Origin of the sequence: Paraburkholderia podalyriae (assembly GCF_014397785.1) — a bacterium.
In the GTDB taxonomy this organism is placed as follows: domain Bacteria; phylum Pseudomonadota; class Gammaproteobacteria; order Burkholderiales; family Burkholderiaceae; genus Paraburkholderia; species Paraburkholderia podalyriae.
In genome coordinates this window covers 1-14,216 of record NZ_VZQQ01000100.1, presented here as the reverse complement: position 1 = coordinate 14,216, position 14,216 = coordinate 1, and the positions used below count along the sequence as shown (strand labels likewise).

Below are 14,216 nucleotides of genomic sequence, written 5' to 3'. Positions count from 1 at the left end.
ACGGAAAACAGACTCTCGGTGAACGTGTCGGTGCCGCGCATGATCTCCAGGGGGCGGGTGAGGTTCTTACATCAACGCTTTTGCTATCCGTCGCGATGACTTCAGCGCGAGGTATTTCCGCAGCCTGTTAAGCGCGGTTTGATGCAGAAACTCTTGACTGGCGAATGGCGAGTAAAGCTAGATGCAGTAGAAATGGCGGCGTAAAGCCCCAACGACCCAGTGACCGGGGAAAATAAGCATGGGGAATGCAGAAAGGACCGGCGTCGAGATTCCGGCCATCGAGTGGCTGGTCAAGCTAGGCTACACACACCTGCCAGGGCGCCAGGTGGCGGTCGAGCACCGTCACCTCGCCCCGGTGCTTGAAAACATCCTCAAGCCCCGGCTGTTGTCGCTGAATCCATGGCTTGCGCACACACCCGGCGGTGTGGACGCTACGCTCATCGAACTGAGGAAACGGGTCAACGACGAGCTGTTGCCCGCTAATAAGGCGTTCTGGGAGCAGGTGGTGCATCGCTCTAACATCCAAATCAAGGATGCTGACGGAATGCCGCGAAGCGTGCGGTTTCTTGACGCTGGCACCGCATGCAACAACGACTTTCATATTGTAGACCAGTACGTGGGCTGCAATTCGGACGACGATGTGTTCCGCCCGGACCTGCTGCTGTTCGTCAACGGCCTGCCAATGGCCATCATCGAATGCAAGGCCAGCCATCACCGGCTTGACGAAGCCCTCGCACAGCTGGACGGCTACCGGGCGGTCTTCCCGGCCCAATTTGTGTTCAATCAGGTCAGCGTCGCGTTGAATGGCCGGCAAGGTGTGTATGGCGCCATCTTCACGCCTCCGGCCTTCTACGCGCACTACCGGCTGCAAGATGCCGAGCGTGCGGAGGTGACTGACCTGCTTGGGGCTGAGCCGAGCGAACAAGACCAGTTGCTGTGGGCGCTGTTTGAGCCGGCGCGCTTCCTGGAGCTCATTACCCATTACGTGCTGTTCGAGACCCGCGACGGCAAGACGGTGAAGAAGCTGCCGCGCTATCAGCAGTGGCGCGCTGTCCGTAACACAGTGCAGCGGTTGACTGCGCCGAAGCCCATCGGTGGCGTTGTCTGGCACACTCAGGGCAGCGGCAAATCGCTCACGATGGCTCTGCTGGCCCGCCTGTTGCGCGCCGAGAGCACCGGTCTGGACAACCCGACGGTACTGGTGCTGACTGACCGGCGGGACCTGGACAAGCAAATCTTCGACACCTTCTATGCCGTGGGCATCAAGGCCATCCAAGCCGTATCCGTCGATGGCCTGGTGAAGATGCTGTCGAACGACTACGGCAGTGTGTTCACGAGCACGGTTCAAAAATTCCAGGAAAAGGACGAGGCAAGCACTGAGAATGAGGCATCGGGAGAAGCCGCAGCAGACGATGATGAAATCCTCCAGGCGACCAGGCAGCGGCGCGTGCGCGACGGCAAGGATTTTTTCATGGTCGAGGAGCGCAACGCGAACTTCGGCCTGTACGACGAAGATGGGGTTCTGTTGTTACCTAAGTGGGAAGAGGTCCGTCGCGAGAAGGTGAACTTCCGTGTGCTGAGCGCCAAGGCCAACTTCTATGTGCTGGTCGACGAAGCACACCGCAGCCAGTACGACTTTCTCGCCGCGTTCATGCGGGCGAGCCTGCCGAACGCGAAGTTCATTGCCTTCACCGGCACACCGCTGCTGAACGAGGACAAGCACACCCTGGCTGAGTTCGGCGGGGGTGGATACATCGACGAGTACCGGCTGCACGAGGCGGTGGCCGATGGGGCTACGCTGCCCATCAAGTACCAGGATGCTTGGGTATCGCTGGCGCCCGACGCCAAACTCGACGAGGCGTTCAAGGACCAGTTCGCCAAGGAACCAGAGGTTCGGCAGCAGGCCCTGAAGAAAGAGTTGCTCACGCGATGGCGGCAGGCGAGAGGCCGCATGGAGAAGGTGACACACCATTTGGTCGAGCACTTTCTGACCAACGTGCGAGCCAAGGCCCTCAAGGGCATGCTGGTGTGCGACGGACGCGAAATGGCCGTGAGGTATAAGGACCTGCTCGACACCATCATGAAGGAACGGGGCAAGCAGGGGTTACCCATCTTCGAAAGCCGGGTAGTGGTCTCGCTAGCCAACATCACGGCCTCACGCACCGGTGCGTCAGAGAAAGAGGCAGCCGCCGAGAAGGGTGTCGGCACCGACAAGGTACGTACCATAGAACAGCGCGTGCGCGACGAAATCAAGTCCGGCAAAACGCCGGTCGCCATGCCGCCAGAGCAGATTGCCAACTTCGTCAGCAAGCTGTTCCCACTGCCCTATGGCGACGAAACGAAGGGCAAAGACGGCAAGGTGCACGCCAACAACGTGGGCCTCATCATCGTGTCCGACATGCTGCTCACCGGCTGGGATGCGCCGATAGTCGGCACCATGTATTTGGACAAGCCGCTCAAGGAGCACACCCTGCTGCAAGCCATTGCGCGCGTGAACCGCACCATGGCAGGCAAAAATGCAGGCTACATTGTCGACTACCATGGCGTGGTGGAGCACCTGGACCGCGCCCTCAAGATTTACGGCGGCGAGGTCAAGCCCGCACAGGTATGGGAAGGCGTAGAAAGTGAGCTGCCCAAGCTGCAGTCGACGCTCGACCGAATTCTCAAGCTTCTGCCTCGCAAGCATGACCCAGTAAGTCAGCGCGAGGACTATAAGACCGATGCTGAAGCCTTCCTCGACCCAGCGAGCCGACTGGATGCGGTCGAAGACTTCCTGGACCTGGTCAAGCAGTTCAACCGAAGCATCGACATCATCCTGCCCGATGTGCGCGGGGTACCCTTCAAAGCGTACTTCACGCTGTTCGCTGAAATCCGCCTCATGCTGAGAGACAAGCTGCCCGGCGCAGCGTATCGCGAGCGCATTACCAAGCTCGAGTCGGTACTCCTGCAACAACTGCTGGATGAGTACATCAACGCCAGCCCAGCCAGGAGCCTGCTTGGCAAGGAGGTTTCGATTCTCGATGCCTCAGACATGTCCAGACTGAAGAAGCTGGCTAGCCCCGGCAGCCAGGCGCTGGTGATGAAAAACCAGTTGAAGCACACCATCGTGACCGGCCGCGAAAAGGACCCGGCGTTCTTCGATAAGCTGGCAGAGGAACTGGAAAAACTGCTTGAGGATGAAAAGGCCGGACGCATCACCCAGGCAAAGTTCCTGGAGCAACTGGAGCTATTCGGACAGCGCATCAAGGACAAGGACAACACCGGCTTCGCAGTCCCGGCCCAGTCGGCAGTGTTCCATTACTTGGAGTCTCATCTTTCGAGCGACATTGCACGGGGCGTGACCACCAAACTGTTCGAAGATGCTGAGCTGAATCACACCATGGCCTCAGGCAACTGGAAGGCGATGCCCGACCTTCACCCTGATGTCAAGAAACGCATCAGCAGCTTACTGGTGCCATTGGCGGGCTGGCAGCGCTCCGTGGCACGGGACCACGCCGGGCACTTGCTCGGCATCTTACTGAAGAACTGAATCATGCCGCGTTTGCAGTACGGTAGGACAACCATTGAGTGGCAGTTTCGGCCGGATGCAAGGCTGAAACGTCACTACGTGACGGTCGAGCGCGGTCGGCCGGTTTTGCTGCGCGGGCCCTGCGTGGATTTGCCGGAGCAGGAAGCCTTGGTTCGGCAGCGTGCGCGTTGGATACGTGAGAAGCTCGCGCTGGTCAATAAGCCGATGGCCGAAGATGCGGTCGTGACGGGCAGTCGTCTGAGGTACTGCGGCCGTAGCTACTTCACGGAAATCCGGCATGTGCCCGCACTGACGACGCCCAGGCTGGCATTTTCAGCCTCCCGCTTCGTGGTCGAGTGTCCATGGGGAAACTCTATTACTTCTGAGGTCGTGGCACCATTGCTTGAAGGCTTCTTCCGCGAACGCGCCGAAGAGAAGCTGCTGCCACGCGTTCGTCACTGGGAAAGGGAAACGGGGCTGAAATGTGCAGGTGCACGCATCCGTCAGTTTCAAAGCCGATGGGCGAGCTGCGACGCCGCGAATGTCTTGCAGTTTCATCCCAGAGTGATGGAACTCGCCACCAGCGTGCAAGACTACATAATCGTCCACGAGCTCTGCCACACTGTCGAGAAGAACCACACCAGAGCTTTCTGGAACTTGGTCGCTCAAGTCATGCCCGAGTGGCGACGAGAGCACGAGGCGCTGGAGCGCGCGACATTTGGGGATGCAATTTAACGGCTATGCTGGTCCCCTACATGCCGGTTGGCGGTGACACGGAGCCGAGGAGCATTAATGCCCGGTTCAGCCAGTCAATCTCCTGCGAGAACGACCGAACGGTAGTTTCCTTCGCTTGTTCGCTTTTCTGAGCGCGAACTAGGGACCGAAGGACCTGTGTGATGTGCTGTGCGACCTGCTCATCTCGAGTAAGCGGCTTTCGCGCAATAGGCGCGAGCCGCGGCGGTTGAGACTCACACTGCGTTGTGCTTGGTGCCTGCTCCAGAAATGTGGCAGCCCCGCGAAGTACAGTGAGAATGGCCTCCCGATTACCTGGCCGCGTGTTGATTACCTTTGGACTTGGATGCGCGCAGGCAAAGAGTCGCAAATCTGGCCGCAAGGCGGCGACTTGCGGCTGCGCCTGCTGTGCGTTTTTGCCCATGAAGACAACGGCTCGCAGCTTTGGCAACATCTGAATGAGCCGTGGAAGCGGCTTCAATCCTTGCTCGAGGTCTTGCGGCGTTGCTGCGCGAATACGTGCGCCATCTCCTATGTACCAAGGCACTACGTTCCAAAGCAGCGAGCGGGTTCGCGGAATGCACGCATCTTGGTGAAGCAGGAACATGTTCTTCGCCGTCTCGTCCGGATTATTGCGCGAGACGAACGTCGAAGCGACAGCGCGAGCGCCCGGCGCCTCCAGAAGAAATAGTACCTCCGCATCGACGCCGGCGTCCCACGGGTCGAAATCTGGTATCTCTGCGCCGGGGCCTGCCTCAAGGCGTAGCTCCTCCACGTATGCCGTAAGCGGAGCGACGTGAGGCTCATGCAGTTGCCGAATGCGTATTGCTTTCACGGCCGCATCGCCTAGCGACTTGGGCCGGTCGACGTTCTCCTGGCGATGTTCCATCGCGCCTCCCTCGTTATATTGTTGTTCAAAGCTCGCCCGCTATTAGGCCACAGCACTTGAATTGCATGAGCGCGTCGACGGCGCCGCCCTAACCGCATTCGACCTCGTCTCGCTCGGGCAATGGTTGAAAGCCTTCCGGTACCCCTTCTAACTCGTATCAGGATGTCGTACGAGGGCGAACCACGGAACAGGAGCCAACAGGTCCTCGAAGCGTAAATCTCGAAAAACAAAGCCCGTAGCTGCAACGGTGTTTCACGACGACGAGACGTGACCAGTCAGAGCGACTGGATTGCTGCGATGACCCGAGCACCAAGCTGCCGGGTATTCAGCGGATTGCCCGCGTCATTCACCGTCGCGACACTCAACTGCAACGCGAGTTCTCGGAGCGTCGCTATGACGGGATAAACCTGTTGCCCGTCACGCTCAATTTCAATGGCGTTGCTTTCGCGCCGCCTGATAGTGTAGCCTTGGTACGTCTCTTCATCTGCTACTTCTGTTGTCGGTTCCCATGTGACTTCGTCGGTATTGTTCAAAAGTTGCCGGACCTTCTCCGCCGCTTCGAGCGTTCGGTCGGCCCAGGCCCGCGACAGGACGTAGGTCGTCCCGTCGAGTAGAAACATCTCGTCTGGGGCGAAGAAGTACCGAAGCTTCTTTCCCGGGTAAAGCGTCTGAAATGCGCTCTCATCTGCCTTGCCCGGTGCTGAAATGAAAAGGTCTCTTCTTCTCCAAGGGATTGCTTCGCGAATTTGCTCTGGCGACACCCCTTGCCTGATTGCTTCCCTGACAAGAGCGAGCATCAGCCGACGCTTTGGCAGATTAGGGAAGAAGGTTTCCCCTATGGACACGTCGTATCGGGTCGAGTCGCGGGTGGTCGAACGAACCCTTTCCTGCTCAATCGACTTCTCACGTACTGCGACTTGGTACTGCTCTGCTTCCGGAAGTGGGATGACCTGCTGGACGTCCAGTAGGACCCGCGAGTCGACGGCATGCGGACGCATCTGAACGCACCGGATGTCCATCTTCCCCTGTTTGTTCAGCCAGAGTACTGCCGTCGTCAGCTCGGGAGAGAAATTGGCGGACGCCAGCACAATTCGAACGGTGTCCGTGAATACAACTTGACCATCCTCAACTTCCAGGAAGTCACGAATTGCCTGCTCCGCGTCTTCGCTGGAGCCGTTATCAGCCAAATACTTTCGGTGTGCTGTTACCGCCTGGTCAAACCGCATTGTTGAAATCATCGCGGCATAGCGCAGCGCCTGCAGGTCCATGTGTGCACCGTCGTCACGTTTCAACTCGACAACCACTAGATTCGCGTTTTCATCCACGCAGAGCAGGTCGATTCTGCGATTGGCGCCTGCCCACTCTCCAAATTCCTCAGCGAGAACCTTCGTTCTCACGCCCGGCGTGATTGCCTCAATGTGCGCCCGCACCGCACGCTGAATGTCAGTGCGCTCACGCAGTCCCAGATTTCCAAATGTGTCCAGTGGGATAGGTTGCAGGCTGTCGCCGGCAATCTCGAACAATGCCATGTGAATACCCTCTCATCGGTGATAGATAAATCGGAAGAATATCAAGTCTTCGTCGGACCGGTCCGGCTTTTTCGACGCCGGTCTCACGACGGCATGACCGTGCGGTGGACGGGGAGGAATGGGCGCTCGACTTCGGCCAAGAGCTGAAAATGATTGACGCGACGTTGCAGATGGCCGGCAGCGACACTACGCGGCTCAAGCAGTAGACATTCGAGGCTGGAGATACAAGTGGAAGCAGCAGGTTGCGAGTTGTCCATGTCTCGTCAGGAACCGTCAGAGGGCAATGCGCGCCTGCCCGCTCAAGCAAATCGTCGATGTTCTGTGTGATAAGTCGAACCCGCTCAGCTCCCCATGGGCTCTGCCAGGCAGCGAGAATGCGGTGCGCGTCGTTCGGGTGCGCATCCCGCTTCTCGGAGATTCTCTGGTTGTAGAAGCGGAAGACCGCCTCCCGGTTGCGGCGCCAGGTCAGGAAGTTGCAAACCTCGTCGATGCTCTCCTGGGTCCAGATACCGTCGCCGGTACGGAACGTCGGAATGCCGCTCTCGGCGGACAGTCCCGCTCCTGAAAACACAAACAGGCGCGGACCAGTGAAGTGCTGCGCAGATGACACCGTTCATCCTCCGAAGGGTAGTGCACTGATTCACATGCGGGTGGATTGAGGCCAGGGGCGCGACATGCGATGCCGTGCCCGGAAGGGCTAATCGTCATCGTCGCGACAGACCAGAGCCATTAGCTGATTGCCGTTTCCGAATAGACGCAGCCGGGAATCGAATGTCTTGTCCAGCTGCGGACTGTAGATTCCAACCATTCTGTCGCTCACGTAGGCGAACTGTTTCCCTTGGCTGCCGGTCTGGATACGGCCAACAATTCTCGACGAACCGTCACGAATATAGACTGTGCTCACAACGCCTCCGTTCTGTTAACCTTGCGATTAGAAGTTGTCGGCCCAGCGGTCCCAGAAGCCTGGCTCATCGTGGTGCGCGTTCTTCATTGCAATCTTCAGCGTGACGACGTAGAACCGGACGTCGTCAAAACGGCTGGTGCCGTCCGGATGCTCGAGAAATGCCTGAACTTTTCGGTACTGGCTATCGGTTTCGTCGAACGGCACGTCGATGAAAATCTCCCCGGCATACGAACGCATCACCGTCTCGGACGCGAGCGGGCCACACCCGCGCCACTCGATGCCTTCGCTGTCGAGCCATTGCATGATGCGCGCGCGGGTCTCCAGACTCCTGTAGTCCGCACGGTGTGGACGCTGCGCTTTCAGGAACTCGAGGTAAAGCACGTCCCGCTTCAACTTCCGTGCAATCGCATCAATATGTTCAAGGAGTTGTGGCATGGCATATCATCCGTAAGTCGCTGACGGAAAGTTTTGTCGTTGCGGTGTCATTCATTCGAGGACGTAGCCCATCGCCGCGGCACACATGGGGCAGAGCGTGCGTACCCGACCATCCTTATGGCCGCGCAGCATCGCCGGTTTACCACATCGCTCGCACGTGTGCTGACTCAGGCGAGTGGCCTCGGCGAGCCAGCTATCTACAGTGCTCGTTATATCGCCCCGAAGACGGAAGCGCAGACTGCCCAGTTTCTCTCGCACTTCAATCGCGCGCAGCTTCGACGTCTGCGACTCGGCTTCGAGCTTGCGCGACAGCTCGTCGATGATGCAGAACCAGCCATCGTCACATTCGAATCGGGTTTCGCCAGAGAAGCGCGGCTGCAGTGAACGGTAGATGGCCGGATAGCTTGCGACCAGAGCATTTTCGAGTTCTCGGTTCATCGCTGGAGAATTGCTCAATGAAGGATTGTCCGGTATTCGTTGTTGATGCCATACGGCACGTGCCCGGTCGCGACGAGTTGCGAGGCTGACTCGCAGTTTCGTACGTGGTCGTCGAAAAAAATGTCCGGCATGAATTCCGCGAGAAAGCACGCCTTGTCCGTGCCGCCGAGAAACATGGCCTCATCGACCGCGACACGCCACGCCATCAGCCTGCGAATCGCCCGCTCGTGCGCCGGCGCGCTACGAGCTGTAACCAGTGCCGTTCGTACCGGGACCCGCGACCGGCGCTGGCCACGAAGGGCACACAGGGCGGAGAAGAATGGCTTCGGCGGCCCGGGTGGCAACGGCGAACGCGCATGACGTGCCTCATGGGCGTTGAACTCCTGCAGCTGCCGCTGTATGGAAACACGCTCGGCTTCGTCGCTGAAAAGGACCGAATCTCCGTCGAACGCGATGCGCAGTTCGCCGTCGTCCTGAGTCGCACGCACCCCCGGAGCCGGGTAGACGAGGGCAGCCGGGAACCCGGCAATCATCGCGTCTTTGACATCCGGGCCATGTGCCGAGAGAAACAGACTGGCCTCGAGCGGTGCGAGATACCGGTGGGGCTTTGCGCCGCCCGTGAATATGGCACGGCTGATTGCCAGTCCATGATGGTGAGCCGACGCAAAAACCCGCAGCCCGGTGACCGGGTCATTGCGCGACAGGATTGCGACCTCGACGTCGTTGCTTTCGCCGTTATTGAAAGCGAGGAGCTTCCGCACTAGCGGAAAGGCGACGCCCGGGCTTGCGGGTATATCCAGGCGCGCAGCCTGAAGCGCGCAATACGCCGAGGGGTCGTCTTCCCGAAACACCTGGTTCTCGTCCTCGAAATCGAAAAGCGCTCGTGCGGAGACAGCGATGGTGATTTTCGTGCTCGACGTCATAGGTCTCTCCTGTGGCCGAGCACCATGATGCGGGACGACTGGGACAAAAAGTGTCCCCATCGCCCGTTAGAATCATCGCTACCAGGAATGCCGGACCACTCACCTTCGACCAAAGTCCAGAATGACGACCTCAAGCCTTGATGAAGCGATTCTTCGCATCCTGCCGACAGACGGGAACCTGGAATCGTGGATGTCCACGTCTCAGGTCCTTCAGTTGCTGGAAGCCCGGGGGCACCGCGTCGACTATCCGAGACAACTTCGGCGACGCCTTGCCATGTTGGAGCGGGACCAGCTTGTCCTGTCGACCGCCGCCGGTCGGCAACTTCTCTGGCAACGCAAATCCTGGCTGCACGGCGCCAGCCAGGTGGCGAGTTTGATGAGCGCTTCCGAGGCTGTGGCGTTTCAGGCGCTCAGGCGTTTTGTGGGGGACAAGCTACCTGCGGCAGTGACCAGAGACATCGAACCGCTATTCAAGGCAGCTGACACGCGACTTTCGCAAGACCGCGCGGACAGTCGACTGTATCGGGCGTGGGTCAACAAGATTGACTCCGTCGAGCCCACCTATGTGCTGAACCGGCCTACCATCAATCCCGACGTCTTTCAGACGGTGGTGACCGCAACATTCTTCGAGCGCGAACTGCTTGTCCGGTATCGCCCGGCTTACAAGGAGACCAGGGTGGACGACATCAAGCCGAAGCGGCTCTGGCCGCTCGCGCTGGTTGAGTCAGCCGGGCTCATGTACATGGTTGCCCAGAGTCCGGACCACCCGCCAAGACCGGAGAAAGGCAAGCCCAATTGGCTTCGGAATCTGTATCGGCTGGACCGAATCATTTCGGCGGTCGATTCCGGGACCGCGTTTGCGTACCCGCGGGATTTCAATCTGCAGGCCACGATTGAAAAGGAACAGGTTTTCGACTTCCTTCCAGAGGCGCCTGTTGTACTGGAAGTCGCGCTGGAACCGGCTGAGGCGAAGCGACTCGAGGAGCGGCGCATGTCGGAGGACCAAACCTTTGAGCCGCTACCCGATGGTCGCATGAAGGCGACCGGGACGGTGGTTCCCAGCGTAAAGCTGCGATGGTGGCTTCGTTCGCTCGGCGCGGCAGCGGAAATCCTCGCGCCGCCCGCGCTTCGGGACGAATTCGCGCGCGACGCGGTAGCATTAGCGAAGCGCTATGGCACAGCAGCTCAAATCGCGGAAGCGAAAGTCCCGCCCACGATAGGTCAAACAGCGTAAACGAGGTAGCAGGTGAATAACGATAATGCAATCAGGCAGGCAGCCGACTGGATTCGCGATGCGGACGGGCTGCTCATCACTGCCGGTGCCGGCATGGGTGTCGATTCCGGCCTTCCTGACTTTCGGGGAACGGAGGGGTTCTGGCGGGCTTACCCCGCGCTGCGCCATCATGGATTCTCGTTCGAGGACATGGCCAATCCCTCCGGCTTTGCGAGCAATCCACATTTGAGCTGGGGATTTTACTGACACCGACTCGCGCTCTATCGGGCAACCGTGCCTCATGTGGGCTTCGACATTCTGCTCAGGAGGGCATCCCTGACGAAACACGGGGCCTTCGTGTTCACGAGTAACGTCGACGGCCACTTCCAGAAGGCGCGATTCCCACCTGCACGTGTCGCGGAGTGCCATGGGACCATTCACCAACTCCAGTGCGTCGAGGCTTGCACCGACGAAGTTTGGTCGGCCGCCGACGTCAATCCCGTTGTCAACGAGAAAACCTGCTTGCTCAAGAACGAGTTGCCCAGGTGCCCGCGCTGCGGTGCATTAGCGCGGCCGAACATTCTGATGTTCGGAGATTGGAATTGGGTCGACAAATACGCCGAACGCCAGGAGCTGGCACTTGCTGCATGGCTGGAGTCAGTCGAGAAACCCGTCGTAGTCGAACTCGGTGCTGGCCGCGCCATACCGACCATTCGTCGGTTTAGCGAACGCCAAAGATGCCCGGTCATTCGCATCAACCCACGCGATTACTCGATTTCGCCTGCGGTGGGCGTGGGAATCGCGGGCGGCGCTCTAGAGACGCTGCAACAGCTCGACAACACACTCAGTGAGGTTACATAAGTCTCACATGCTATAGAAGCGTAAGAATTGGTCGTTAGTTAAGGTTGACCTGATTTGTCTATTCGCACAGTAATTGACGCTTTTCACTTCCTTTAGCCATTGGAGAATTTGAGTGCCCCTGAATCGCGCAGCCTATATTGGTAACCCAAACGTGGAAGACTTCATCGCATATCTTTCCCGCGTCATCAGTGGAGCCACGCCCATTGACCTTACAGTTGGATTTTCGCGGAACCGGCTTCCTGACGGCTTCGAGCAAAAATTCTCCGGCCATGTTGACGTACGGGTTGGTGGTGGTCCTGTCTACGTGGTGTTCGCGCGGACCCTCGAAGACCTTTTCCGGATGTATTGGTGGAACCAGAAGGGCTATAACGACAACAAGCTAGCGCTCGATGTAGCCAGTGCCGCGATTAGGGAAGCCATTGCCGGCGAGTGGGGCGACAATGAGCGAGAACTTGCCGAAAAGGCATGTCACGAAGTGATGAAATGGGGCTTCGGGGAAGGCCGTCGCCCGTATAAAGCCAACATGAGCTGGGCGAAGGGTCACAAAGAAGCGCTCGCGGACATTTTGCGCATCGGTCGAAAGTCTCTGACCGGTGAGAATCCGAACATCGACGCCTTTGGGGGGTACTCCGATAGAAAATCTGGCACACCCAAGATGAACGCTGGATGGACCAAATACTATGCGCTGGCCCTACTCAACCACATTATTTATGACGGGAGGGTTGGTGCAGCCCTCGGATTCCTCGTGAGGCGGTACCTGGAGAGCATACCGCGGCTTGAGCAGCCCGCGAGCGTCCCCGACGAACTCGGGTTCCTCTGGGCGAACGGCGATGGCGGAGGTAAGTTGCGCGACCCTTCATCTGGTCGATATGAGTTCAGCCGACTGTACGGTGGGCCTTACGGGTCTAAGGCATGGGCGCGCGTCAACGTGCAGGCGAACTGGGTGTTGGAGCTAGCTCTTAAAAGCGCCCAGGCAAGTTGGTGCTCTGAGAAGGACGGTCTCCGCAAGTTGGAAGCGGCGCTTTTCATGCTCGGCTATGACCTGAGCCGCGTGGACGAGCGGAATCCGATGGCTGAGGCAGCATAATTGCCGCCGGCGGAAAGCACCGGGCCAAGAAATGTCCCTTTCATTCGTGGAATCCATGGTGCGGCGGCGGCGCATAAGTTGAGTCCCTGATACCGACGCGCCGATGACCTCAATACCGCATTAGACAAATACAACAAATGACAGAAGAAAAAATGAGCTTTTCGGCTGATAGTCTTGAGTACAAGCTCGGCCGATTCAACGCAAAGGAGCGCTTCGCTCTCATCCAGCGCGTGCTGGGCGTCGAATTCGTGCCACACGCTGGCTTCCTCAGCGAGGTTCTCGCAAAATGCGGAATCAACGCCAAGCCCGAACGGGTATTTTGCGCGATGGATTTTCATCTCGACTGGCTGTATGCGGCCTTGATAAGCAATGAACTGCGCCAAGACGAGCCGCTGCGACTTTTGGCGGATGAGGCTGGTGTACTTCCGGTTACCGGACGACAGCAGGATGCAGACTTTGTGATGTGCTTCACCGAGCGTCCCGCCACTGCGCCGGCCATCACTCATTTGCTGCTCGTGGAAGCGAAAGGCGTCGGGAGCTGGGACGCGAAGCAGATGCGTTCGAAGCTCGCCCAGTACCGTGCCATGAAGCCCGCATTCGACCGCAATCCGAACGTGCGTCCGCGGCTTGTGCTGATGTCACCGCAAAACCCGATTCCCAGCACGACCAGACAAAGCGCCGCGTTTCGCAATGTTATCGATTCGTTCAATGAATTCGGTGAGGTTGTTTGGGTTGAGCTGCCGGTGGATAACACTTTCAGTGTCGTGCGTTGCAACGCGGAAGGTGCTCCGGATGGCAAGACGCCGACGCACTGGAAGCTGTCGTTGCGGCAGCCTGCTCTGTCGTAGTCGCCAGATGATGCGCGTGCCTTGCGAGCCATCCCCGCCCCTCTCGCGAAAGGAAACGTAGAGCCAATGACCAGCACTTACCGCCTCTCCAAGTCAAAAATAATGTCCGGCCTGCAATGCCACAAGCGGCTCTGGCTGGAGATGCACAAACGTGAGTTGGCGCAAGATTCGCCTGAGAGCGAGCACATCTTCAGGATGGGGCATCTTTTCGGCGACCGCGCGCGTGAACTCATGGGACACGGGGAGCTTGTCGGCCATGAGCGCGACATCGCGAGGGCGCTTGACGAGACGCCCGCAGCCCCAAGCGAGCTCCGGATGTCTCGCGAAAGCTGCAGGGTTTGCCATGTCCTCGAACGATAAACCTCGGTGCTGAAGCGCGGGATAAGCGCGCCAGAATCCATCTTGGCCATGAAAGTCAGGAAGGCCCGAGTCGACGCCCATTCCAGCGCCTGCGGTGATGAGCAGTCCGTCTGCTTCTCGCAGCCAGCCGGCAGCTTTCTCCAGCTTTTCTTCATCTCGCGAATCAGCCACCTCTCACTCCAAATAGATTACGACGACTGTCGACGAAAATTACTTGGACGTTCTGCCCGGTAGCGTGAAACGGTTTCGCCAGTGGTGTGACCCACCATGTGCGAGTATTGCGCATCGAGTTGATGCCGATGAGTTCCGAAAAAGGTCCCTGCCGAAAACGCTAGGCGCTTCGGCGTAGTGGAAGCCAGCAGAGCCGCGACGGAAAAATCAATGAGAACCTTGCTCGGGCAGAGCGGCAGTCACCGACTTGAGCTATAGCGAACACAGCCCCGCCCGGCTTGGGGCATCGGACAGCAGTAGCGGTGAGGTATCATTGTG

13 protein-coding genes and 1 pseudogene are annotated in these 14,216 nt (G+C 58.7%); 6 read left to right on the top strand and 8 right to left on the bottom strand.

Translation table 11 applies throughout. The features are described from left to right. The first annotated feature begins 238 nt into the window (after nt 1-238). Both F6X42_RS39600 and F6X42_RS39595 read left to right on the top strand, forming a co-directional pair. A complete protein-coding gene (locus F6X42_RS39600; protein ID WP_187639275.1) occupies nt 239-3,529 on the top strand; it encodes a type I restriction endonuclease subunit R in 3,291 nt (1,096 codons plus the stop codon). Nucleotides 3,530-3,532: 3 nt separating this feature from the next. Next, the gene (locus F6X42_RS39595) at nt 3,533-4,243 is read left to right on the top strand and encodes a M48 family metallopeptidase (protein ID WP_187639274.1); all 711 of its coding nucleotides are present in this window, start codon (nt 3,533-3,535) and stop codon (nt 4,241-4,243) included. Between the two features lie 16 nt (nt 4,244-4,259). On the opposite strand, the gene F6X42_RS39590 is transcribed toward F6X42_RS39595, so the two are convergent. The 7 genes from F6X42_RS39590 to F6X42_RS39560 all read right to left on the bottom strand — a co-directional run bounded on the left by F6X42_RS39590 (nt 4,260) and on the right by F6X42_RS39560 (nt 9,358). Continuing rightward, nucleotides 4,260-5,129 carry a uracil-DNA glycosylase gene (locus tag F6X42_RS39590; protein WP_187639273.1) on the bottom strand — a complete coding sequence of 290 codons (870 nt, stop codon included), beginning with the start codon at nt 5,127-5,129 and terminating at the stop codon, nt 4,260-4,262. Between the two features lie 275 nt (nt 5,130-5,404). Further along, nucleotides 5,405-6,658, bottom strand: a complete 1,254-nt coding sequence (locus F6X42_RS39585; protein ID WP_187639272.1) for a PDDEXK family nuclease — start codon at nt 6,656-6,658, stop codon at nt 5,405-5,407. Further along, nucleotides 6,582-7,268 carry an SIR2 family NAD-dependent protein deacylase gene (locus F6X42_RS44875; protein ID WP_312893009.1) on the bottom strand — a complete coding sequence of 229 codons (687 nt, stop codon included), beginning with the start codon at nt 7,266-7,268 and terminating at the stop codon, nt 6,582-6,584. Before F6X42_RS44875 ends, F6X42_RS39585 begins: the two co-directional genes overlap by 77 nt. Before the next feature lie 87 nt (nt 7,269-7,355). Beyond that, nucleotides 7,356-7,562, bottom strand: coding sequence for a hypothetical protein (locus F6X42_RS39575; protein WP_187639271.1), 207 nt, complete (start codon nt 7,560-7,562; stop codon nt 7,356-7,358). A 27-nt stretch (nt 7,563-7,589) separates the two neighbouring features. Beyond that, on the bottom strand, nt 7,590-7,997 hold the full coding sequence (locus F6X42_RS44870; RefSeq protein ID WP_246530492.1) for a hypothetical protein: 408 nt from the start codon (nt 7,995-7,997) through the stop codon (nt 7,590-7,592). A 51-nt stretch (nt 7,998-8,048) separates the two neighbouring features. Further along, the gene (locus F6X42_RS39565; RefSeq protein WP_187639270.1) at nt 8,049-8,435 is read right to left on the bottom strand and encodes a hypothetical protein; all 387 of its coding nucleotides are present in this window, start codon (nt 8,433-8,435) and stop codon (nt 8,049-8,051) included. 14 nt (nt 8,436-8,449) lie between these two features. After that, nucleotides 8,450-9,358: a 5'-nucleotidase gene (locus tag F6X42_RS39560; RefSeq protein WP_187639269.1), complete on the bottom strand. Its 909-nt coding sequence runs from the start codon at nt 9,356-9,358 to the stop codon at nt 8,450-8,452. Nucleotides 9,359-9,479: 121 nt separating this feature from the next. Here F6X42_RS39560 and F6X42_RS39555 point away from each other — a divergent pair, with 121 nt between their 5' ends. The 4 genes and pseudogenes from F6X42_RS39555 (at nt 9,480) to F6X42_RS39540 (ending at nt 13,367) form a co-directional block, all read left to right on the top strand. Then, nucleotides 9,480-10,592 carry a helix-turn-helix transcriptional regulator gene (locus F6X42_RS39555; protein WP_187639268.1) on the top strand — a complete coding sequence of 371 codons (1,113 nt, stop codon included), beginning with the start codon at nt 9,480-9,482 and terminating at the stop codon, nt 10,590-10,592. A 12-nt stretch (nt 10,593-10,604) separates the two neighbouring features. Continuing rightward, a pseudogene (locus tag F6X42_RS39550) lies at nt 10,605-11,432 on the top strand (SIR2 family NAD-dependent protein deacylase). A gap of 112 nt (nt 11,433-11,544) precedes the next feature. Further along, the gene (locus F6X42_RS39545; RefSeq protein WP_187639267.1) at nt 11,545-12,519 is read left to right on the top strand and encodes a hypothetical protein; all 975 of its coding nucleotides are present in this window, start codon (nt 11,545-11,547) and stop codon (nt 12,517-12,519) included. Between the two features lie 137 nt (nt 12,520-12,656). Further along, on the top strand, nt 12,657-13,367 hold the full coding sequence (locus F6X42_RS39540) for a hypothetical protein (protein WP_187639266.1): 711 nt from the start codon (nt 12,657-12,659) through the stop codon (nt 13,365-13,367). A gap of 93 nt (nt 13,368-13,460) precedes the next feature. On the opposite strand, the gene F6X42_RS45710 is transcribed toward F6X42_RS39540, so the two are convergent. Next, a complete protein-coding gene (locus tag F6X42_RS45710) occupies nt 13,461-13,898 on the bottom strand; it encodes an SIR2 family NAD-dependent protein deacylase (protein ID WP_312893006.1) in 438 nt (145 codons plus the stop codon). Nucleotides 13,899-14,216: the final 318 nt, after the last annotated feature.

Excerpts from the sequence above, each read along its gene's own strand:
- F6X42_RS44870 (WP_246530492.1), bottom strand. The coding sequence starts at position 7,997 with ATGCCACAACTCCTTGAACATATTGATGCGATTGCACGGAAGTTGAAG.
- F6X42_RS39565 (WP_187639270.1), bottom strand. The coding sequence starts at position 8,435 with ATGAACCGAGAACTCGAAAATGCTCTGGTCGCAAGCTATCCGGCCATC.
- F6X42_RS39560 (WP_187639269.1), bottom strand. The coding sequence starts at position 9,358 with ATGACGTCGAGCACGAAAATCACCATCGCTGTCTCCGCACGAGCGCTT.
- F6X42_RS39585 (WP_187639272.1), bottom strand. The coding sequence starts at position 6,658 with ATGGCATTGTTCGAGATTGCCGGCGACAGCCTGCAACCTATCCCACTG.
- F6X42_RS39540 (WP_187639266.1), top strand. The coding sequence starts at position 12,657 with ATGACAGAAGAAAAAATGAGCTTTTCGGCTGATAGTCTTGAGTACAAG.
- F6X42_RS39590 (WP_187639273.1), bottom strand. The coding sequence starts at position 5,129 with ATGGAACATCGCCAGGAGAACGTCGACCGGCCCAAGTCGCTAGGCGAT.
- F6X42_RS39600 (WP_187639275.1), top strand. The coding sequence starts at position 239 with ATGGGGAATGCAGAAAGGACCGGCGTCGAGATTCCGGCCATCGAGTGG.
- F6X42_RS39555 (WP_187639268.1), top strand. The coding sequence starts at position 9,480 with ATGACGACCTCAAGCCTTGATGAAGCGATTCTTCGCATCCTGCCGACA.
- F6X42_RS39595 (WP_187639274.1), top strand. The coding sequence starts at position 3,533 with ATGCCGCGTTTGCAGTACGGTAGGACAACCATTGAGTGGCAGTTTCGG.